At 40.4% G+C, this 21,783-nt stretch carries 18 protein-coding genes; 9 read left to right on the forward strand and 9 right to left on the reverse strand.

Features of this window, described 5'->3' with window-relative positions; translation table 11 throughout:
* Positions 1–41 precede the first annotated feature (41 nt).
* The 3 genes from uvrA to ACF8EG_RS05085 all read right to left on the reverse strand — a co-directional run bounded on the left by uvrA (position 42) and on the right by ACF8EG_RS05085 (position 4,776).
* Positions 42–2,864: an excinuclease ABC subunit UvrA gene (gene uvrA, locus ACF8EG_RS05075; protein WP_025547407.1), complete on the reverse strand. Its 2,823-nt coding sequence runs from the start codon at positions 2,862–2,864 to the stop codon at positions 42–44.
* 137 nt (positions 2,865–3,001) lie between these two features.
* Positions 3,002–3,874, reverse strand: a complete 873-nt coding sequence (gene galU, locus ACF8EG_RS05080) for a UTP--glucose-1-phosphate uridylyltransferase GalU (RefSeq protein WP_069507430.1) — start codon at positions 3,872–3,874, stop codon at positions 3,002–3,004.
* Positions 3,875–4,131: 257 nt separating this feature from the next.
* Positions 4,132–4,776 carry a LuxR C-terminal-related transcriptional regulator gene (locus tag ACF8EG_RS05085; protein WP_005480993.1) on the reverse strand — a complete coding sequence of 215 codons (645 nt, stop codon included), beginning with the start codon at positions 4,774–4,776 and terminating at the stop codon, positions 4,132–4,134.
* Between the two features lie 278 nt (positions 4,777–5,054).
* Here ACF8EG_RS05085 and ACF8EG_RS05090 point away from each other — a divergent pair, with 278 nt between their 5' ends.
* The 5 genes from ACF8EG_RS05090 (at position 5,055) to ACF8EG_RS05110 (ending at position 11,394) form a co-directional block, all read left to right on the forward strand.
* On the forward strand, positions 5,055–5,585 hold the full coding sequence (locus ACF8EG_RS05090; protein ID WP_005466625.1) for a single-stranded DNA-binding protein: 531 nt from the start codon (positions 5,055–5,057) through the stop codon (positions 5,583–5,585).
* A 150-nt stretch (positions 5,586–5,735) separates the two neighbouring features.
* On the forward strand, positions 5,736–7,085 hold the full coding sequence (locus ACF8EG_RS05095; RefSeq protein ID WP_206926103.1) for a site-specific integrase: 1,350 nt from the start codon (positions 5,736–5,738) through the stop codon (positions 7,083–7,085).
* Positions 7,075–8,682: a site-specific integrase gene (locus ACF8EG_RS05100; protein WP_206926102.1), complete on the forward strand. Its 1,608-nt coding sequence runs from the start codon at positions 7,075–7,077 to the stop codon at positions 8,680–8,682. The genes ACF8EG_RS05095 and ACF8EG_RS05100 overlap by 11 nt, the downstream gene beginning before the upstream one ends.
* Complete coding sequence (locus ACF8EG_RS05105; protein ID WP_206926101.1) at positions 8,675–10,900, forward strand: hypothetical protein; 2,226 nt, start codon at positions 8,675–8,677, stop codon at positions 10,898–10,900. Before ACF8EG_RS05100 ends, ACF8EG_RS05105 begins: the two co-directional genes overlap by 8 nt.
* The gene (locus tag ACF8EG_RS05110; protein ID WP_206926100.1) at positions 10,900–11,394 is read left to right on the forward strand and encodes a hypothetical protein; all 495 of its coding nucleotides are present in this window, start codon (positions 10,900–10,902) and stop codon (positions 11,392–11,394) included. The genes ACF8EG_RS05105 and ACF8EG_RS05110 overlap by 1 nt, the downstream gene beginning before the upstream one ends.
* Positions 11,395–11,634: 240 nt before the next feature.
* Here ACF8EG_RS05110 and ACF8EG_RS05115 read toward each other — a convergent pair whose 3' ends face one another.
* From ACF8EG_RS05115 to ACF8EG_RS05140, 6 genes are all read right to left on the reverse strand, one after another.
* The gene (locus tag ACF8EG_RS05115) at positions 11,635–12,498 is read right to left on the reverse strand and encodes a peptidoglycan-binding protein (protein WP_206926099.1); all 864 of its coding nucleotides are present in this window, start codon (positions 12,496–12,498) and stop codon (positions 11,635–11,637) included.
* A gap of 10 nt (positions 12,499–12,508) precedes the next feature.
* Positions 12,509–14,128: a hypothetical protein gene (locus tag ACF8EG_RS05120; protein WP_242534314.1), complete on the reverse strand. Its 1,620-nt coding sequence runs from the start codon at positions 14,126–14,128 to the stop codon at positions 12,509–12,511.
* A gap of 1 nt (position 14,129) precedes the next feature.
* On the reverse strand, positions 14,130–15,494 hold the full coding sequence (locus ACF8EG_RS05125; protein ID WP_123017284.1) for an ATP-binding protein: 1,365 nt from the start codon (positions 15,492–15,494) through the stop codon (positions 14,130–14,132).
* 2 nt (positions 15,495–15,496) lie between these two features.
* Positions 15,497–17,995 (reverse strand): Hsp70 family protein, encoded by a 2,499-nt coding sequence (locus ACF8EG_RS05130; RefSeq protein WP_078558793.1) that lies wholly within the window; start codon positions 17,993–17,995, stop codon positions 15,497–15,499.
* A gap of 1 nt (position 17,996) precedes the next feature.
* Positions 17,997–18,341 (reverse strand): hypothetical protein, encoded by a 345-nt coding sequence (locus tag ACF8EG_RS05135; protein WP_078558794.1) that lies wholly within the window; start codon positions 18,339–18,341, stop codon positions 17,997–17,999.
* 336 nt (positions 18,342–18,677) lie between these two features.
* Entirely contained in the window at positions 18,678–18,887 is a 210-nt protein-coding gene (locus tag ACF8EG_RS05140; RefSeq protein WP_123015251.1) for a helix-turn-helix domain-containing protein, read from the reverse strand.
* 105 nt (positions 18,888–18,992) lie between these two features.
* On the opposite strand from ACF8EG_RS05140, the gene ACF8EG_RS05145 reads away from it, so the two are divergent.
* From ACF8EG_RS05145 to ACF8EG_RS05160, 4 genes are all read left to right on the forward strand, one after another.
* A complete protein-coding gene (locus tag ACF8EG_RS05145) occupies positions 18,993–19,532 on the forward strand; it encodes a hypothetical protein (protein WP_206926098.1) in 540 nt (179 codons plus the stop codon).
* Entirely contained in the window at positions 19,522–20,841 is a 1,320-nt protein-coding gene (locus ACF8EG_RS05150) for a HipA domain-containing protein (protein ID WP_206926097.1), read from the forward strand. The genes ACF8EG_RS05145 and ACF8EG_RS05150 overlap by 11 nt, the downstream gene beginning before the upstream one ends.
* 60 nt (positions 20,842–20,901) lie before the next feature.
* Positions 20,902–21,105 carry a hypothetical protein gene (locus tag ACF8EG_RS05155; protein WP_206926096.1) on the forward strand — a complete coding sequence of 68 codons (204 nt, stop codon included), beginning with the start codon at positions 20,902–20,904 and terminating at the stop codon, positions 21,103–21,105.
* A gap of 155 nt (positions 21,106–21,260) precedes the next feature.
* Complete coding sequence (locus tag ACF8EG_RS05160) at positions 21,261–21,623, forward strand: transcriptional regulator (RefSeq protein ID WP_206926095.1); 363 nt, start codon at positions 21,261–21,263, stop codon at positions 21,621–21,623.
* Positions 21,624–21,783: the final 160 nt, after the last annotated feature.

Here is a 21,783-nt window from a genome sequence, read left to right on the forward strand (position 1 = left end):
AAGACCAGCGTTGGCTGGTCTTTGTACTTTACCCGTTTTTTCTATTTCAACATAGGCTTAAGGAATCGAGCTGTGTGCGAACCTTCGATCTGAGACACATCTTCTGGTGTTCCCTGGGCAATGATCTCTCCGCCGCCTTGTCCGCCTTCTGGTCCTAAGTCGATGATCCAGTCTGCTGTTTTGATGACGTCCAAGTTATGCTCGATAACCACAACGGTATTCCCGTGATCGCGCAGGCGATGAAGTACGGTCAATAACTGCTGAATATCATGGAAGTGCAGACCAGTTGTTGGCTCATCTAGAATGTACAAGGTTTTACCCGTATCACGCTTGGATAGCTCTCTTGCCAATTTCACTCGCTGCGCTTCGCCGCCTGATAATGTGGTTGCCGCTTGACCTAAACGAATGTAAGACAGACCAACGTCCATTAGAGTTTGCAGCTTGCGGGCAATCGCAGGAACAGGATCGAAGAAGGTGCGAGCATCCTCGACGGTCATTTCCAGTACTTCATCGATGGTTTTGCCTTTGTAGCGTACTTCCAGTGTTTCGCGGTTATAGCGCTTACCTTTACACACATCACAAGGCACGTACACGTCTGGTAAGAAGTGCATCTCGACTTTGATAACACCATCCCCCTGACAAGCTTCACAGCGACCACCACGAACGTTAAAACTAAAGCGGCCAGGTTTGTAACCACGTGAACGTGATTCTTGCGTACCAGCAAACAGCTCGCGAATAGGGGTAAAGATTCCCGTGTACGTCGCTGGGTTCGAGCGCGGTGTTCGGCCAATTGGGCTTTGATCGATGTCGATAACCTTATCGAAATGTTCTAGACCTTTAATCGACTTATAAGGCGATGGGTGTGCAGTAGTAGCGCCATTGAGTTGGGTGTGTGCAATTTTGAAGAACGTATCGTTGATCAAGGTTGATTTACCGGAGCCAGACACGCCAGTAATACAGCTAAACAATCCGACAGGAATAGACAAGTCGACGTTCTTCAGGTTGTTACCTGTTGCACCTAGTAGCTCGACGGTTTTCTTTGGATCGCGAGGGGTACGCTCTTTAGGGACTGCTATCTCTTTTGCGCCACTTAGATATTGACCTGTGAGAGAGTTCGGGTTGGCGATGATCTCGTCCATGGTTCCTTCGGCAACCACATTACCGCCGTGTACCCCCGCTCCCGGGCCAATATCAATCACGTGATCGGCACAGCGAATGGCATCTTCATCGTGTTCGACCACGAGTACGGTATTACCTAAATCGCGCAAATGAGTCAGTGTTTTTAGAAGTCGTTCGTTATCACGCTGGTGGAGGCCAATCGACGGTTCATCTAAGACGTACATGACACCAACAAGACCTGCACCAATTTGGCTCGCTAAGCGAATGCGTTGTGCTTCGCCACCGGATAGCGTCTCTGCACTCCGGGATAAATTAAGGTAGTTCAAGCCCACATTTACAAGGAACTGTAGACGATCATTGATCTCCTTCATGACCTTTTCTGCGATTTGTGCACGTTGACCTTCTAGCTTGAGTGTTTGGAAGAAGGTAAGGGCATCTGCAATACTGAGCTCAACGATCTCAGGTAAGGTAGTATCGGCAATAAATACATTACGTGCTTCAAGGCGTAGACGAGTACCGCCACAGCTTGAGCATGATTTTGTCGAGATGTATTTAGCTAACTCTTCTCGAACCGAGTTGGACTCGGTATCGCGGTAACGACGTTCAAGCGTATTTAAAATCCCTTCGAATGGGTGGCGCTTTACACGAATGTCGCCGCGATCATTGATGTACTTAAACTCGATCTCGGTGCGGCCTGAGCCTTTGAGAATAACGTCTTGCGTTTTCTTTGGCAGAGAGTTGAACGGAGCATGCAAATCAAATCCATAATGATCCGCCAATGAAGTCAGCATTTGGAAGTAATAGTAATTCTTTTGATCCCAACCACGAATAGCACCTTGTGCCAAACTGAGTGAGTCATCTTGAATCACTCGGCTTGGATCAAAATACTGTTGTACACCCAAGCCATCACAAGTTCCACACGCGCCTGCTGGGTTGTTAAATGAGAACAATCTCGGTTCCAGCTCTTGCATGCTGTAGCCACATTGCGGACAAGCGAAGTTCGCGGAAAAGATGATTTCTTCCCCATCGCCATCCATCGGAGCAATCACCGCAATACCACCAGAAAGCTCTAGCGTCGTCTCAAATGACTCTGCTAAACGTTGTTGCAGATCTGGGCGAACTTTGAATCGGTCGACCACGACTTCAATGGTGTGTTTTTTGTGTAGCTCAAGTGTTGGTGGATCTGAAAGATCGCAAGTTTCGCCGTCAATACGCGCTCGAATAAAACCTTGTGCGGCAAGGTTTTCTAGTGTTTTTACATGCTCACCTTTGCGCTCTTTTACGATTGGAGCAAGCAGCATCATTTTACTGCCTTCTGGCAGTTCCAATACTTTATCCACCATCTGGCTGACAGTTTGTGCGGCTAATGGGGCGTGGTGAGTAGGACAGCGTGGTTCACCAACACGAGCGTAAAGCAGACGTAAGTAGTCGTAAACTTCGGTGATGGTACCGACGGTTGAGCGAGGGTTATGCGATGTCGATTTTTGTTCAATAGAAATCGCCGGTGATAAACCTTCGATGTGATCGACATCTGGTTTTTCCATAAGAGACAAAAACTGACGAGCATAAGCAGACAGTGATTCGACATAACGTCGTTGGCCTTCTGCATATAAGGTATCGAATGCGAGAGAGGACTTACCGGAGCCACTTAACCCAGTAATTACTGTCAGTTTATCGCGAGGAATAGTCAGATTGATGTCTTTGAGGTTATGGGTTCGGGCACCGCGAACTTCTATTTTATCCATCATTTTTGCTCTATGTATAACCAAGTTGGGCAAGTATTACATAGTGTGAGAAATGTGCAAAGTAACACTGGACAAAAAAACAGTAAACAAAAAGCCCGGTATAAAACCGGGCTTTAGAGTCTAGGCTGATGAAAGGTTTACACTTCTTTCTTTGTCGCGTGCTTACCTAATTCAGACTTCTTTTCATCTTTTAGGTACAAGTTTTCGAAACAGTAGTTTGTTGCTTCAATGTAGCCTTCTACGCTACCGCAATCAAAGCGCTTACCTTTGAATTTATATGCGAGAACACAACCTGCTTTTGCTTGTTTCAGCAGCGCATCCGTAATTTGGATTTCACCACCTTTACCTGGCTCTGTGTTTTCGATCAGTTCAAAAATATCAGGGGTAAGGATGTAACGACCAATGATCGCAAGATTGCTTGGCGCTGTGCCTGGTTCTGGTTTTTCTACCATGTCATCTACGCGGTAGATGTCATCTTTGATCATTTCACCAGAAATCACGCCGTATTTGTGCGTCTCATCAGCAGGTACTTCTTGTACTGCCACGATAGAACAGCGGAATTGCTTAAACAGCGCAACCATTTGAGCAAGAACGCCTTCTTCCTCGTTCACACACAAGTCATCGGCAAGTACTACAGCGAAAGGTTCATCACCAATCAGTTCACGACCCGTTAGAATCGCGTGACCTAGACCTTTCATTTCACGTTGGCGAATGTAGGTAAAGTTCGCTGATTCAATGATCTCACGAATATCGACAAGTAACTCTTCTTTGTTGGTACCACTAATTTGGTGCTCAAGCTCGTAGTTCTTATCAAAGTGATCCATGATTGAGTGTTTGCCACGGCCTGTCACAATACACATACCGTTCATACCAGCTTGAATTGCCTCTTCAACGCCGTATTCAATCAACGGTTTGTTCACTACTGGCATCATTTCTTTTGGCATTGATTTTGTCGCCGGAAGAAAGCGTGTGCCGTAGCCTGCAGCAGGGAACAGACATTTTTTAATCATTGGGGGAATATCCTTTCTCGTCATTATCAAGAATCTGCGCAACACTTTAACACGAGAGTCGCGCATGAATCATGAATAAAGTAGGAAAAAATGTGAGACGCAGTGCGGAAAAAAGCATGATCAGTCAGGCCGTGCCGCTGTTGAGGAGCTATGTCTAACAATAAACAGGAAACTTACTCTCTCGTTGTGTTCACTATTCGACTCGCTGGGCTCGTAATCTCTGGTTCTATTAGTCGTCTTAATACATGAATGTAAGGTTAAGACATCAAGTTTTGATCGGCCCAAGCAATGGCTTGGACTCGGTTTTTCACTGAGAGCTTTTTAAAGATCTGATACAGGTGCGACTTGATCGTAAATTCGCTAACAAACAGTTCTTCTGCCATCTGGCTATTCGATGCTCCAGCTTGCAGACAACGCAGCACTTGCAGTTCGCGAATGGTGAGATCGACGGTTGCTGGCGCGGTGTGAGTATTTATCACATTTCGATAGTAGTGCAGCAGTTGGCTGGTTACGTTGCGTGGTAGCCAGTTTTGCCCGTTGACAATGCCTTTCAGTCCTTCGCCTACTTGTTCTAAAGAATCTTCGCTGTAAAACAAGCCTTTTAATTGACCGAAGGCGAGCAGTTCATCCGTAGTGAGGCGTTTTGGAACGTTGAACACGACCGTCTCAAAGTTCTTCCAAACCAATGGCAGGTTTTTAATCGATTGAACGAGTGATTTATGTTCACTGAAGTCAATGAGTAGAATTTTATTTCGATGTTCGGGTTTCGCTTCCATTAGGGCATCGGTTGAGATTACAGGAATGCTCATATCGATGTACTTTTCTAATGATGCGACTTTCTGCGCAGCATCGTCTTCCATACTAATCAGAAATAGCTTTCTTGCGTAAGCCGACTTTCTCACGTGTTCAAATCTCCCAAGGTTCAGTAGAGGCCGTAAGTTGGCATTAAAGTATGGGGAGAGCTATAGCTTTGGTGAATAAATGCGTTGAGATTCAAAGGTTCACGAATGAAGTCTGCAACGCGAATCAAAAATGCTACATATGAAAGTTGAACTGAGATTTTGGTTCTAGCGTAGGGCGTGATCGAACACAATGGCATTGGGCTTTAACCAAAACATCAAAGCGTGTATTCTATTGCGCTAAAATTAATATACAGATCCAGAGTGAAACGGAGCACATCATGGCCAGCCGTGGAATTAACAAAGTTATTTTGGTGGGGAATCTAGGTAACGACCCTGAAATTCGTTACATGCCTAATGGCGGTGCGGTAGCAAACATCACGATTGCTACTTCTGAGTCATGGCGTGACAAAGCGACTGGCGAACAGCGCGAAAAAACAGAATGGCACCGTGTTGTGTTGTTCGGTAAGTTGGCAGAAGTTGCTGGTGAGTACCTGCGTAAAGGTTCACAAGTGTACGTTGAAGGCCAACTTCAAACTCGTAAATGGCAAGACCAAAGTGGCCAAGATCGCTACTCAACAGAAGTTGTGGTTCAAGGTTTCAATGGTGTAATGCAAATGCTTGGTGGCCGTGCTCAAGGTGGCGCTCCTGCAATGGGCGGTCAACAACAGCAGCAAGGCGGTTGGGGTCAACCTCAACAACCGGCTCAGCAGCAATACAATGCACCTCAACAGCAGCAACAGGCTCCGCAGCAACCACAACAGCAATACAACGAGCCACCAATGGATTTTGATGACGATATTCCGTTTTAACGAAAGACAAAATAAAAAATGTTGAAAAATACACTAAAGGCCGCTAATAGCGGCCTTTTCTTTTATTGTCTGAAAAAAAGTGTTTATTTTTTAGGTTGAGTGAGTATATTATTAACTTACAAGTTTTTATGTTGATTTTTTGGGTTGGGTATGAAGATTGAGATAAAGAAGTTTATGAGCGGTGAGCGTTATGTCTTTTTACTAGACGATGACGGCATGCCTGATTTTTGGGTAACGCACTTTGTCACTAATAAACTCAGGAAGAATTTAACAACATCTTCAATTCAACAGTATCTAAAGTCCATCAAACACTTAAAACTTTGGGAAAGTATAAATGGCAGAGATCTGCTTGAAGAAATTTACAATGGGGCCATTCCAACCCTTGATGATATCAATGCTCTGAAAGAGCATTGTAGCTATCGAGCTAGCGTCTTCAAAAATCAGATTAAAACAAATGTTACCGATATGGGAAAATTTCATCTTTCTAAATCAAAAGATAAGCCCACCGTCACAAAGTCTCAGTATATATCTCGCATGGCTCACATTACTGAATATCTCCACTTTTGTGGTAAAGAGCGAGTTAAGAAGAAACCGTCTGCTTCGCAGTTATCTGATGCGCTTGATTTAATGAAGACGCAGCTAAAAAGCGATATGCCAAAGGATCGTTTAAAAAGCAAACAAATGGCTTTAGATAAATCAGGGATACCAGATGATGTATTTGAAGATTTTGTTGCCGTGGCTAAACCCAACTCTGAACACAATCCCTTTAGTAACTCTGTCATTCGGTTTCGAAATTACCTCATCGTTCAAATCTTGTATGAAACGGGATTTAGACGCAGTGAACTAGCAGCTCTAAGAATTGGTGACATCGGTACTGACTCTGACAACCCCACCTTATCAGTTGTACGCAGACATAATAGTAAAGAAGATCCTCGTTTAGATGAGCCTACAGCGAAGACGCTTGGTAGAGCCGTCCCAATCTCGAAAGAACTGAGAGATTTACTAAATACCTACGTTAGAAAACATCGTTTTCAGACAAAGGCGGCCAAAAAACATCCATTTATATTTGTCTCTCACAAAGCTAAAAGTGGAAGCTATGAATCAGGTCAACCGCTGGTAAAACAAACGATAAACGATATTTTTAATCGTATCCGCAAGGTTAATTTTGAACGTTTTTGGGGGATCACGCCACACAGCTTTAGGCATTATTTCAACCATATGCTATCCAAAAGTATTGACCAAGAAAAAAAAGCGGTTGAAGAAGAAGTGAAGCGATTGGAAGCCGAAGGGAAGCCCCAAGCAGCCAAACTATATGCAGATGCAAATAAAATCACCGAAGCGCGTGAGCTAGAGATTAGAGCTGAGAAGAATGGACATTCCGACCTAAACTCTGGCAGACCTTACTTGAAACGAACAGTCATAGAACAAGCCAATAAGATGCGGAGAAAGATGCATGAAAATTTAAAACATAAGGCTGAAGTAGGTGTTTATGGCTATTAATACGAAAAAAAACAGTGCTTATAGAGATATAAAGTCAAAGTCAGACAAGCGACTAAGTAAAGCTAACTATGAGTTTGACGTTTATTCTGATAATTGGCAGTTGGATGCCAATGTGCGTTTGAATTTGGCTCTTTTAGAACCATTAAGTCTTACTCCTAAGTTTTCTGAGTGTTTCAGACTTGCTTTGGCGGACTACGCTGCTGAATTTTCATCTAACTATACACGCAATATTTTTTCTTTCACTCGATTGCTATTTGAAACGGGTGTAACTGATAAAATAGCAGAACAGCATATCATTAATTTTCAAAGTAGTTTGACCAAAGAGACTGAATACAAGCTAGGATACATCCGTGCTTTTTTGCTTGATTGGCATGACAAGGAAATCTACGGTGTTGATAAGAAAGTTGTTGGCTTGCTCTCAGTGCTCAAAATTTCAGGAAATAAAAAAGGGAAAGCGGTTGCACTAGGCTGCCCATACAGTGGTGCTTATACACTGGAAGAGCAATCCGCATTCATTACGTGGTACGTAGATGCATTTACAGAGCAGCTCATTTCATTATATGACTATGCGTTCATCATGGCATTGCAGTACACAGGTGCTCGGTCTCTTCAATTAACCCATCTGTATTATGGGGATCTACTCATCAGAACAGAGGCTGGCATTGAACACTTTGATTTACGAATCCCCAACGCCAAAAAACGTAATGAAACGTTTAGAGGGTCTTACCAAATAAAAAAAGATGTGAGTGAAGACCTGATATTGGTGCTGACTGCACAGGCAAAACAATCAATAAAAATGGTTGAAGAGCATTTCAACGTCAGCCTCACTAGTCAGCAGAAAAAGCAGATCCCCATTTTTATTAATGAGCGACAGATATCGAATCTCGCAGACTTTAGTGAATTTGAAGAAATCCAACAGAAAACGCCTGATTTATTGTGCTTACGAACTAATGGGGCAAACCCATCAGTTGCAGAAATAGTAAGAAGGTTAGCTCGGCTTTGTCCATTAAAAACAACCCGAATTAAAGTGGATGGCGATTATGGAGATTTGCATATTAATCCACGTCGATTTCGTTACACTCATGCGACGAACATGTCTATGCTTGGAGCCAGCGAGCATACGATAGCTGAGGAGTTAGGGCATGAAGATACTCAACATGTCACCGTGTATACCGAGTTTAATGAAGAGATGGCGGATAGAATTGATGAGGCGCTAGCTACCGATCTTACCCCATTAGCTCAAGCTTTTTCTGGCACGTTAATAGACAGTGAAAAAGACGCAATTCGAGCTAACGATCCTCGAAGTAGAATTAACAATGACGAAGGCAACCCTTTAGGAAACTGTGGAACATTCGGCTTTTGCGCTAATGGCTCTGTACATTGCTACACATGTAACAAATTTCAACCTTGGTTAAATGCTCCTCATGAAAAAATGCTGAAAAGCGTCGTTTTGAAACGAGATCGAAAGCGTGAAATGGGAGCCAGTGAGTTTGTTTTGCAAGGACATAACCGCAGTATCAATGCTATTAAGGCGGTCATTCAAAAGTGCAACGCAAGAAAGCAAGAGTTAGAAAATGAAGGAGCGTTAAATGTCTAATGTTTTGCTGTTTACTCCTAAGCATCAAATTGATTTTCAAAAAAATTATGATGATTTTATCGCTTTTGCAAAAAATGACCTGAGTCTGTTTGAAGACATTCAGTTCAAAACCCCTGAAGGCATTATTCAGAATGGCTGGGAATGTGATAAGTGGTCGTGGAAGACGGAAAAAGGAAAAAAGCTGACGATTGTTTTTGGGGCAAGTCAGAATCATTCAAAATATACACCTTTCCTGCCTCCTTTTTCTGACTTTGCGAAAGCATATGTTCGCTACCAGCAATCGCTTAACAAGAAAGATTCAACTACTTGGGCTTCATCACTTGTGTTCCTCTATCAAGCATTAGAAGAGCACGCTGCTCACAATGATAAATCTTCAGTTGATATAATGAACATCAACAATAATGTGATTGATCGCGTAGAGCAGAAGATACGGAGCAGTGATTTAGGCGCTGGCGGCAAACGCAATATCGGCCTTTCGTTCGAAAAGGTATTGAAATTCATCAAAGAAAAACGATTTAAACTAGATCTACAAGATTGGTCTAACCCGTTTCCTCGTCAATCTGACGCGAGCATAAAACTAGACGAAAAAAGTCGCAAGGAAATGGAAGATAAATGCCCGTCAGATTATCAGATGTTGCAAGTAGCAGACGCTTTTCATAAAGCGAAGACACCACGCCAGAAGTATTTTAGTAGTCTTTGCGTTATGTTGATGTGCCAGCCCAGCCGAAATACCGAATTGAATGGTTTGACTGTCAATTCATTACAGCGAAGTGATAAAGGTCGTTGGTACTTGATGTGGCATCCTGCCAAAGGGGGAGATCCCGTGCGAAAGTGGGTGCCAGCTTTGCTAGAAGACGTTGTTAAACAAGCTTTTGAAAGACTTGTTGAGATTTCTGCTCCAGCCAGATCTGCTGCAAAATTTGCGTACGACAATCCTGATCTGTTCATGTTGGCTAGTGACTCAGAAAGCTCCCAAGACAAGCCTTTGACATATAATCAGTTCGCGAAAGCAATGGGATTTAAAACAGGTAAATCAGGAAGAGGAGTCAACATTACTTGGACTACATATGGAAGCAACGTCAAATGGTTAAATCGTTTAATTAGTGACTTGAATAATGTGAACAACTGGAAAAAGGATTTGTGTCAAGGATACACCATTCTCCCAAACAATGAGGTCGTCAATAAGCGCACAGGTAAGTCAGCAGGAATCGTCATTCGATTTCCTAGTTACAGGGATCTCCGTTCTATTATTGATGAACAATATAAGACGCTGGATTTCCCTAATTATGGCGATATGAAAGTATGGGATTGCATCACATTAGTCAGGGATTATGAATTTCACAAGGAATTCGCTGCTAAGCCCTTCTCATGGGTTCATCTTGGGCATGGTTCTCTGAGTGATGCTATCGGCTCTGACAGAGGCTTAGAATCAATTTTTGATGAGCTGGGTATCACAGATGAAGATGGGACACCTCTCAAGCTAAATAGTCACCAATTTCGTCACTGGTTAAACACGAAATTAAAGTTAGCAGGTGAAGCTGATTGGCTTATCGCCAAATGGTCAGGGCGAGCTGATATCAAGCAAAACAAAGCTTACGACGGACGAACTGAAAAGCAAAAGTCACGTCTAACTCAGCGTATTGGGCATGTTACGATTGGATCTGGTGTCATGACTGTTGCTCAAGCTAACCAGTTGTTAGAACCTTACACTGCCGAAGCGCCGCCACCGCCAATGGTTTTACATGACCTTGGGCTTCCCATCTCACTGAAAGCTCTTGGGGTTGATAGGGATGGTGTTGCTCAGTTCACGGGGTTAGGCTTCTGTGTTCATAACTATGCCGAAAGTCCATGTGTTAAAAATGGTGACTGTGAGGTCTGTAATGAACATGTTTGCCTTAAAGGTATGCCTCACTCTCTTGATGAGTTAAAAACTCTTGAAGCGCTATATGAAGAGCAATTGAGGCATGCAAAAGCCGCCGCAGAAGATCAGGTTTTCGGATCGGATAGATGGGTTACAGCTCTGGGCTTTCGATTGTCTAAGATCAAAACACTCATTTTTCTTCTTGAAGATCCAAAAAAAGCGGATGGCGCACACGTTAGAATACCTGATGAGCTATCACCATCTCCTGTGAAGCGCTCACTGAACATAAATGAACAAAACGCTATCCAAGGGTTTGATCTTATGGCTTTAGCACTATCTGATATGAGGGAGGCATAATGGCTTTTGTTCCAGATAACAAAGAAACGATATTGGCTATCATCGATGGGTGGACTGGCAAACTTAGTTATGAGCTTTTAGCTGAAAAACTACAGTTAGAACTTGGCCTAAAAAAGCAGCCATCACGTTTCACACTCACCAAGTATGATGAAATTAAACATGCTTTTGATTTGAAGAAAGAGCAGCTAAGGCAAAAAAAATCAGAAGCTATCGAAGATGCCAAGTCGTTGTTCGAAAGTACTGACAAATTAAGTGATCTTATCTCTAATCTAGGGAATGATGACGTAGCGATTGCAGAATTAATCAAGCAAGTAGAAAAACTTGAAAAAGAGAATGAAAGGCTTAGTTCAGAAAATAAAAGGCTTAATTCTCAAAACGATATGTTGCTTGAAAGATTTGCGAGATGGCAATACAACCTTCAGAAAATGGATGGCGTTGATCTCAATAAGTTAGTTTCTACACTTGATGATGGCCTGCCTGCCAAGTCCAAATAATGTGTCCTTTGCCCCTCATCTTCGTCATAGGGGAGGGGCAAACGACAGATCTTATCTATATGTACCCGAATACAAAGATATATTTGTAGTAAATTTAAGGAATCGCTATCTTCGCGTAAGCTAAGTGTTTGATAATGTTTAGCCTAATCACATTATCTTTAAAAATTAAGCACTTTCAAGTCTCCCGATTGTCCTTTATCGCCATACAGTAAAAAAGACATCAATGAACGCAATAGTCAATTAGCGAATCTGTAAGCGATTTAAGAGCTTCGGTGATATTTTACCATCGACTTCTAACAACTGATCTCGTTGAAATTGCATTATTGCATCTCTTGTCCTATTACCCATCAGTCCGTCTACTGTACCCACATCATAACCACGTATTTTTAAGGCATTTTGCACGTCGAGCACATCGTACTTATTTGAGTTGACGCTGTTCGTTCTTGTATCTAATAATTTGAAATTTTTTAGTGCATTATATTCAATTTCATTCTTCAGTGAAAATACTTCTCGTTTGGCTCTATTTAATTGATCCTCATAGTATTTATAACTACCACATCGAGCATTATACTTTTCAACAAGTTCATTATACTTATCAATGACCCTATCATTAGAGCGATTAACATTTAATTCAGTTTGATAGGTATTTAATGTTATTTCTTCTCGTAAACACCACCTTAACTCTGAAACGCTAAGAACTCTATTTGAACCAGGCTCAGGCATTGAGAATGTGAGCTTGTTATTATTATTGATTGTGTTTTTATCGGTTCGAGGAACTGTTATTCTTTCAGGTGTTATGTTCTTATTTTTGCTCTCAGAATAGGAGCTGTTATTATGATTTTCTTGAGATGATACGATTGCAACAATAATGATTATTAAAAGAGCTACCCATACCCAAGGGCTGAAGCCAGATTTTGAATTTGACTCTTCTTCAATAGTTTTTTCTGTTCTAGTTGAAGACTTTGGTTTTGCTTCTTCTTTAGAAATATTATTGTGTAACGCAGTCTCGTCTATAGGTTCTTGTGCTATTTCAGGCCCAGTCAGATCTAGTTTGGATACAAGACTAGATATACCATTAAAGCCCATAGGTTTCTTGTTATTCATATTGGTCTTCTCAATCTGACATTAGTGCATCACTTAATCTTGCACCAGGCTTTTTAAACTTCATTCTAATCATCGATTCAAGAATGTGAACATTATTTACACTTAAATAGGAAAGAGTGCAATTCATTTTTCTATCCCCAATTTTATTTATAATGAAATTGCCATTGTTACTGTATATTTCAATATCATTCCAACCTAAAAATTCTTGTTCATTTTTAGAAAATAAATTTGATTTCTCTAATTGAATACCATAATCATTAATAACGACACCTCCTATAGAAATGTTTTCATCGTTTCTTAGAGCTGCCATGAAACTAAATAGTAGATTAACTCCTGCTGTCTTCCATAAACGGTCAACAATATCCGAGAATGTGGATTGCTTGCGTATTGTTATTTCTTCCATATTTCTCTTGTTTCCAAATGAAATATGATACTCAGTACTAGAGCTTCTTGAAATTGCCCCCCACCTAATATATTGAATGTCTGCGATTTTTATAACAGTACCTTTCCATTCAATTATCTCAGGGTTAATATAGAACCTATTCTTAAAAGCAAACCCAATATCAACTTGGTATGTTATTTCTTCCGAAAATTTCTTACTTGACTCTTCTGCTAACTCTCTATCATGTAATATATCATCAATATCGGATAAATCTTTTTCAGATCTCTCCTTAAACTCAAAGTCTTCTTCAAAAATTTCTTGCAAGACATGAGTCAACCTTTGTGTTAGTTCTACATAATCATATTCATTAAACAATTTTAAGCTTAGGTTGCGCACTTTGTAAGCAAGATTGTTGCTCATTTCATGTTTTAGACCTTGGCTCATGTATAATATTTGGATAGGCTGTGCAACAAGATCCCAGTTTCTCAATACTCTAACAAGCTCTTCAACATAAACTGATATAGAACCCTGTGGTGTACTACTTTTTAAAGAGTCATCTATGATAGATAATATAGTATCTATATTCTTTTCTTCTTCTTTTAAAAAATGTTGGGCTTTAAGTTCATAGTATCCAACGATCTCTTTTATTAGATTACTACAGTGTTTTTTGCCATTATTTGTTTCTAGCAAAGTAGCTTCCGTTACCACTTCAACAATATCATTCGATGATAGAGTGTCTAGTAAACCTATTAGTGAATCCTTATAATATTTTTTTCTAACTTCCAATTCTTGTTCTATATCTTCCAAAGACTCGACCATCAGAAAGTTAGAACGTTTACGTTCTTGATTAATCAATACTTGAGTTTCATCTGCATAAATAATTTCAGAAGTCTGACTTAACTCATGGAGTAGTTCAATAGCTATTTTTTTATCAATAGATGATTGTTTTTCTATAGAAGAAGCTAGTAAGTTTGCTTTAGATAATGGGTTTAGATTTGTAGACTTTAATATAAAATTAATATCAAAAATGTTGTTAACTAGATCTTTAATAATTGTGTCAGTAACACCTAGTAACCAAGATACTTCTATCCTTAACCTTCTTCTTGGAGATGTAAGTTCATTAAAATATTTGCTTCCCAAATCATCATTATTTATAAGAGAGTAATCTTCAGCTAAATCCACTAGAGTGGATTTATTGTCTCTAATTGATGCTTTTAGCAAGTTAAAAGGGTTATCGATTATATTCATTTTAAATAAAGCCTATTTTATTTTTCTTTTTGTTATCTAATCTTGGTAATTTCTCTATCGCCATCAAAAAACACTCGGCTGTTAATAAATTGTTTCTTCGCCTTGCTGCAATGCGTCCCGCTTCCTTAACAACAAACACAACATCTGATGGCTGACGACCATAAAGTCCGTTATATATATTCTCTGTACATTGCTCTAAGTCACAGGGAAAGTTCATCACTAAGTGATCAAATAGCTCTTCGATCTCACTTCTAGTAGGTGTTTTAACTTCTATGCAAAAATCAAAACGTCCTCTTCTGGTCACCGCTGAATCAAGCATGTCTAATTGATTGGTCATGCCAATAATTAAGACATTATTGGCAATAGCTTTAGGTATAAGTCGTAGGAATTCATTTACTTCTTCAACACGATGTAATCCAATATCACCATGACTTCTACTACTTACAAAGCTCTCCATCTCATCAATAACGATAACTGCTGGAGAATTATTTATTGCACCTTCAAATATCTCAGAAATTTTTCTACTCGTTTCATGAATGTAAGGGCTGCCTACAGTACTTGATTCGATATGATAGGAAGGTAACTTTAAATAATCAATTAGTTGCTCAACTGCATAAGTTTTTCCACAACCAGGAGGGCCATGAAGTATAAAAGGAGTAGGAAAATTAATACCTAAACTAGCGTAAAAACTTGGATTTTCAATAATATCTACCACATGTTCAATGAGAAAATGTTCAAGTTGATTCCTACCTACAAGACGGAACTCCTTGAGAGGTGGCTTCTCAATCTCAACAACAGAAATAGTCTCTTTTATAACACCAGAATCAAGTAATATTTCGTGTAGAAGCCTAAGATCATTGATACCACTTAAGCTTTTTATTCTATCTGTATTGGTAGCACTTAAACCGACGCCGCCTGTTAACCACTTTCCCAAGACCAATTCATCGGATTTAGGTGCTGTAGTATCAGTTCCAACAACTAGTAGGCGAGAGAATTTCTCTATGTAGATAGCATCAGATAGGTCAAGATCAGAAGCTAAATTTCTGGTGGCTCTAAAAGCATGAGCGAATGCTTTAGCTTCAGAGAAATCCTTGGGAACGTTACTATATTTTATATGACTTAGCTCATATCTAGGTTCTGATTCATGAAGATAAAAGATCTCTCCGCCTATATAGCAGGTTGTGAATACTTTCCGAGGCAAAATACCATTGTCAAAGTTATTGTTCACTAACTCCTCAGTTATGACTAGCACTCTAGAGTCATTGCTAGTCACAAAAATTTGCCACCCAATCCCTGATTGAATTTTTTTTGTAACTTTATGACCGCTAGGTAAATGATAGCCATTCGGCAAAAAGAGATCGTTCATTATCATCCCATCACAATATTTGCATTTGCCAAAATTTCGTTGTCCGATATCATACCAATCTGGATTTGACTTAGATGTAATATGATTTCTTTCACTCCATCGATATCATCATTTTCTAACCTATTGACTCCTTCGTTTACTAAACGGTCAAACATACTTCTGTCAGAGAAAAGATGTGCTGAAGTAGCCATAGACTTGAACTTCTCGACAACAAACCAGTCCTGATTCCAAAGAATCTGGAAGTTTTTACCTCGAATCTCTTCAACGATATTCTCAAAGTCACCATTACGACTTGATAGGGCATTTCTTGCGGAACTAAACAAACGGTTTATCAGGGAGCGGTCTGACTCTGAAGCAAGTTCATATAAATAGTCAGTATAAAAGCTTTCTAGGTCATCGACCTCAATTTGACGTATCTGAGCTAGATTCGCGTCACGAGTCTTGGACAATAGTTTTTTAGCTTCGTAAATCTGTTCCATCGCTTCTTGTGTGTCTTCAGCTTGCTGAGTGTTAGCATCAAGATTTGCTGCTACTACAGCTTTATTTTTTGCATTTTGTAGCATTTCACTATCAATAACCCCTTCAAGAGCTTCAATCCTTGCAAGTAATGATTCACCCTCGCTTTTAACAAGTTCAAGTGAAGAACTATAATCCACTTGACCTTCTTGACGAGAATAGAAGTTTTTCCCCGAATCAAATACACTTCCAATGCTCGGCACTGATACTTCCAATTTTATAGCGCCAGAGTCCAATATTTCATATTCACATTCAATATCCGCACCCGCTGGAATAACTCCTTGCTCAAAGTCTGTTCCCGAAATCTTTAAGACACCAATCGGTCGGTTGTCGCTAATTGGTTCTTTGATGTCTCCTTCCCAAAGTTTAATGTTAATACTTGATATTGCTCCTGCCCTTAGAGATTCTGCTGCTTTAAAATTAGCTCTACCCTTGACAGGTAAAGTGTCACCAGCTTTAACCAAGGGAACCAAGCCAGAACTACCACCGAGCTGATTAAGCGCCTCAATAGAAATCGTATGTGATGCAGGGATTGCTTCAACACTCGCGGCCGTTTTAGTTATTGTAATAACATCTTGTCCTATATCGACAGATTGACCTTGATTGTTAAAGACAAAAACTTTGAATGAATTCTCACCCATCTGATTTAATGGTAGATTTAGTGCTGCACCATGTTTTAGCTTGAGTAAACCAGATGTCCAACCTGTATTAATACAATCAACTTGAAACTCTAATTCATCTTGAGTGTGAGCATCTGAAAGTTGTACAAGCACTCGAGCTATATTCTTCGGTGTTCTCGCATGAAAATTAAATGAAAGATTGACGTTACCTTCTAGGGACAACTTGCCACGCGAGCTTTTTCTTGACCTATCTTGTGAATCCCAATCTATGGACTCTGCAAATATGCTCGCACCCTCAGCAACTGCTGTCATTGGGTTAATGCTATTGTCTCCCTCTATCCCCAACTCGAAACAAACCTTATCCCTGAGTGGTTTATAGTTAGTTGGACCACCGACAAACGCTACTTTATTGATATAGTCTGGTGTTAGGTGAGCTTGACTCAATGCTTCTCTTGCTGCGTCGATTGATGCATTAACTCGTTTATCAATAAGCTTGTTAAACATCTCCCTTGTAAGCTCAATATCAATATATATTTCTTCTCCTGACAAATCTTGAGTTCGAGCTTCTGTCTCTGTAAGGGAGATTATTGACTCCTCTCTTGAAGATAGCTCGATTTTTGCTCTCTCTACTGCATGATTTGCCATACGGATAAGCGTTTTATAATTAGGGTTAGTAACGAAATCATCAGGTAATTCAAAATTCTCTCGCAACCAAGGTCGAACAATATTGTCTAAAATTTCTCTATCGAAATCTCTTCCTCCACACATCGCGATCCCACCATGAGATAAGAGATTAACTTTTCCTGCATGACTTTCCGCAATTGCGATATCTAGTGTACCGCCACCTAAGTCGTAGATAAGAAAAACACCATCGGATGCATTGTTTTTCATAACACTCATCACTGCGGCAACAGGTTCTTGCATTAATGCAACGTTATTAAAGCCTGCAAGGGAAGCTGCTTCCATCGTTGCATCTTTTTGCATCTGATTAAATGCGGCTGGAACAGTAATTACTACACCAGTATCTTTGTTTTCTCTGATTTCTTCAGTCAAATAACCGAATAGTGTTTTTAGTACTTCTGATGAGCACTCAACGGGAGTTTTTGACTCACCAACAGCTTTAAACTGGAGTGTACTACTAGTTCCCATTAGTCGCTTGAACAGCACGGCTGCGTTGTCTGGACTTCGAGCCGCCTGCTCATAAGCCGATTGTCCGACTAGTTTTCTACCTCGCCTATCAATATATATTGCCGAGGGTGTAACGTCTGTTTGAATTGGGCTTTTCCAGACTCTTGTATTTACTCCATCAAAAGAAGATATCGCGCTGTTTGTCGTTCCTAAATCAATTCCTATAAAATGTTTCACTTTACACTTTCCTCAAAACAACTGTGCCTGGTTTTACGATCCCTTGTTCATTCATAATCAAAGGCTCGATCATTTGCTCAACGATTAGTTCGTCTTCTTCATCAAAGTCCTCGATATTTATTGCAGTTACAGCCATGCCAATGTCATAGGCTTGCCCTTCAAGATTCACTAATCGCAAATCTGCTTGATTCAAACTCTCGTTGAGTTTCTTTTGAAACCACTTGTATTGGTTTGCATACCGACCTTGTTCGTGCGGCTCCACCTTTTCAAGCATACGCTCAAAGACCTTACTGAAGCGCCATGATTCTATGGCTATGGAAGTTAATGATTCTTTTAATTCTGACATTTATTTATCACCTGTAAGTGCTGTCTGACGTGATTTAAGTGTATAAATAGGGTTAAAGCTTACTAGTTAGCATCAAGGCAAACTGACGCTCGTTCTCATCCTCGCTGATATTGAAGAACTAAAGATCACTCAATAGACTTTAGTTATACACGTAAGGACAGGGTAGTTGATGACTCTATAGTCAGTCATTACTTTAACAAAACCACACATTACGCATAGCCTAGTTAAGACAAATCAGATTGTCCCGATTGCTGACAGTGCAGTAAATACTACCGAAAAATCTTGTAAGTGACATTGATGGTATTCACACAGAACTGAATGAAAATTCACTGTAATTTAGGGTAGAAGCTCCTTAGCATCACAGCTCAAAGTCTCCGCAATCTCATACAACTTCTCAATCGTGATATTGACTTCACCGCGCTCAATGCGTCCCACATAACTTCTATCTATCTCTGCGAGCAACGCGAGCTTATCTTGAGTTAACCCTTTGGATTTCCTCATCTTTGCAATGCGTTTGCCCACAAGTGCTGCAAGCTTCTTGTTCATGTTTTTTATTTATGAAATTAATTTGTTGAACAATTGCACAGTTGCGGCATATAACTCCACGGATTATAATCCTCAAAATCATCAATAAAGGCCGTTTTTGAACACATGAAGGTAAAGATCAGAAAAGAGTTATTTCTCGCCATTTATTACAATGAACATTTCTCTGCTAATGACTTAACGTCGTTTCCAATAGACTGTGATGAGAAAGAATACTTATCAGATGAATACGTCGAAAAAAAATTGAAGGAAATGTCGCTTATCGGCGCAGTCCTTTCGTGTGGTTTCGATAAGCATGGTGATGAAGAATTTTCCAAAGGTTTTATGTTTAACCATATCGACTGGGAGGTCGTGGATTACGATAACTACAGTGAGGACTCCAACTGCCTTTCTCTTAAAAAAGAAAGCCTTTTGACGATTTTGCAAGATAAACAGTCAGAGCTGTCAGAGTCCTATTCTCTTCATAAAAGGACATGGAAGCATTTCAATCGGTTGTGTACTCAACACTCAGAACTTCGGGTGTGTTTAGACGAATATATATCCGAGTATGACAATCGTAGATTGGATCTCAAAGCCGAAATGCAGGCAGTAGAAAACGCAATTACCTTCTACAAAAACACAGCCCAACTAGAAGAAAGTGGGAGCTAATTTGCATAATCCTATAGTTTACGCACATGCCACAAATAACAACATGCTCGTGGGGCAGTTTGTCCAACAGTCGAAGAACAACTTGTCATTTTCATATTCTGAACAATGGTTAGCATATCATTTATCCTTTCCGATCTCGTTGAGCCTACCGTTAAGAATGGGAGAAAACTCATCATTTAATGTATTGAATTTCATGAATAATCTTCTACCTGATTTAATGGAAGAACGATTAAGCCTTGCTCACTCGGTCGGTGTGCAATCCAACGATGTATTCACCTTACTCTCAAAATTTGGTCACGATTGCACGGGCGGAATTTCATTTACCGAGAGTAGGGAGCCGCCAAAGATAGGGTGGAAATATCGAGAGATCTCGGCAAGTGAATTAAATGAACTCGTTACTCAGCGTAAGTCATTTCTTCCATGTTTTGGTGACTACAGGCCATGTGTATCTGGTACACAAAGAAAAACCACGCTGATGAAAACAAATGGAAGGTGGTATGTTCCACAGGGAACCGCGTTCAGTAGTCACATAGTTAAGTATCCGATGGATGTGATTACCCAAAGTAACTCCGTGCTAGATATGAGTAGCAGCATTGAGAATGAATTCATCTGTACTCAAATAGCGAAGGAACTTGGTTTTAAAGTCCCCGACATTGAGATAATAACCGCAGAATCAGGAGCTAAAGCCCTTGCAGTAAAACGGTTCGACCGATGTTTTGGTGATGGAGTTGTGACTCGTAGACACCAAGAAGATTTCTGCCAGATTTTGGGTGTACCTGAACATCTAAAATATCAATCGGAGAACAACCTCGGTGTCTCCAAAATTGTTGATGTTTTAAGTCTTTCTGCGCAAAGTAAGACGAACAATCATGACTTTTTTAAGTTTATGATTTTACAATGCCTTCTTGGTGCCACTGACGGGCATCTCAAGAATTTTTCCGTGCATATTGCTCCTGGCGGACACTATCAACTTGCACCGTTCTACGATTTGCTATCAGCTTACCCCGCTGTCAGTGCTACAGGGTTAAATAAGCGCAAGCTAAAGCTAGCTATGGGACTGAAAGCATCACGAGGATACAAATATCATATCAACAAAATTTGCTTACGCCATATAGAGCAGACAGCTGCTCAGTTCGGTATCAGCAATGCGAACTGCCATGAAATCGTCTTTACCTTTCTCGCTCAATTTAGTTGCGCACTTAGCTCTATAGACAAAAGATTCCCTGGACAGGAGTTCGCGTTGGTAAAGGATGCAATATTTCAACATGCCACTGAAATCGTTGAAAAGTTAAACAGAACAATTAAGTAAACATCTGGGGTAACAATTGTTGCCCATTTTGTAAACATACTCGTTAGCAGTGAGGGAAAAATGACTGAACCCAAGACCAATGGAAGTAACACGACTCTTGATTTGAGGCAGTCTTTCGCTCTGTTAAGTGTCGATAAGAATGGAATCGTAACGATGAAATTTGGTGATGAAGTAACAGTTTTTATGAACGACAAATGCCCAGCAATCACGACCGATTTATTAAAAGTGATTGCGTCAATAAAAAATGGGAGTAGCCAGCAATGAAGCGCGAAAAAGAAAAGATCAGTGGTCTAACAGAAACTTCGTGTAAGAACCACTTCTGTTGATTGCTTCTTCCCAAGAAATGAAAAAAGAATTAGATGTGATCGTCGGCGATTATTTAGTCGATTTAGATGGCGACTATTAGGAGTGTGGATGGTATGAAAGCAAAAATCGGTATTCTATCAGAAGAGCTTGCTCGTAAGCGTATGGTTCGTATTGCAGAAGGAAAAGTGACGTCTGAAGAACCTTACCCTCAATTTTTGTTTGAGTCACTGGCTGCGCTTTCACAACTGTTGTCTAACGAAAATGTTGAACTGTTGAATTTGATTGCTCGCGAGAAGCCAAACAGTCTTGATGAACTTGCTGAAATGAGTGGGCGCTGTATCAAGGATGTTACTGATGCTTTCGAAGCTCTTTCATCTAAGGGCTTTGCTTATCTAGATGTGAGGGGAATGGAATCTCGACCAATAGCGTTGTTTACGAAGTTCGAGATCGTCATGGGCAACAATTTTACCCTTTGAAAAGTGTTTCAAGTACCGTGTAGTTCTTTCCGTTTTTTGATGTAAATAAAACGAAGGTTTGTGTTACATCTCCTTTCTCATCATATTTTAATGAATATCCTTCCATTTTCTGTAACAAAACTCGTAAACTAAACTATGTAACATAAACGTATGGGAGTGT

Origin of the sequence: Vibrio sp. YQ_11 (assembly GCF_043103065.1) — a bacterium.
GTDB lineage: Bacteria > Pseudomonadota > Gammaproteobacteria > Enterobacterales > Vibrionaceae > Vibrio > Vibrio parahaemolyticus.

Coding starts and splice junctions, on each gene's coding strand:
- uvrA (WP_025547407.1), bottom strand. CDS start 2,864: ATGGATAAAATAGAAGTTCGCGGTGCCCGAACCCATAACCTCAAAGAC.
- galU (WP_069507430.1), bottom strand. CDS start 3,874: ATGATTAAAAAATGTCTGTTCCCTGCTGCAGGCTACGGCACACGCTTT.
- ACF8EG_RS05090 (WP_005466625.1), top strand. CDS start 5,055: ATGGCCAGCCGTGGAATTAACAAAGTTATTTTGGTGGGGAATCTAGGT.
- ACF8EG_RS05095 (WP_206926103.1), top strand. CDS start 5,736: ATGAAGATTGAGATAAAGAAGTTTATGAGCGGTGAGCGTTATGTCTTT.
- ACF8EG_RS05100 (WP_206926102.1), top strand. CDS start 7,075: ATGGCTATTAATACGAAAAAAAACAGTGCTTATAGAGATATAAAGTCA.
- ACF8EG_RS05105 (WP_206926101.1), top strand. CDS start 8,675: ATGTCTAATGTTTTGCTGTTTACTCCTAAGCATCAAATTGATTTTCAA.
- ACF8EG_RS05110 (WP_206926100.1), top strand. CDS start 10,900: ATGGCTTTTGTTCCAGATAACAAAGAAACGATATTGGCTATCATCGAT.
- ACF8EG_RS05115 (WP_206926099.1), bottom strand. CDS start 12,498: ATGAATAACAAGAAACCTATGGGCTTTAATGGTATATCTAGTCTTGTA.
- ACF8EG_RS05120 (WP_242534314.1), bottom strand. CDS start 14,128: ATGAATATAATCGATAACCCTTTTAACTTGCTAAAAGCATCAATTAGA.
- ACF8EG_RS05125 (WP_123017284.1), bottom strand. CDS start 15,494: ATGAACGATCTCTTTTTGCCGAATGGCTATCATTTACCTAGCGGTCAT.
- ACF8EG_RS05135 (WP_078558794.1), bottom strand. CDS start 18,341: ATGTCAGAATTAAAAGAATCATTAACTTCCATAGCCATAGAATCATGG.
- ACF8EG_RS05140 (WP_123015251.1), bottom strand. CDS start 18,887: ATGAACAAGAAGCTTGCAGCACTTGTGGGCAAACGCATTGCAAAGATG.
- ACF8EG_RS05145 (WP_206926098.1), top strand. CDS start 18,993: ATGAAGGTAAAGATCAGAAAAGAGTTATTTCTCGCCATTTATTACAAT.
- ACF8EG_RS05155 (WP_206926096.1), top strand. CDS start 20,902: ATGACTGAACCCAAGACCAATGGAAGTAACACGACTCTTGATTTGAGG.
- ACF8EG_RS05160 (WP_206926095.1), top strand. CDS start 21,261: ATGAAAGCAAAAATCGGTATTCTATCAGAAGAGCTTGCTCGTAAGCGT.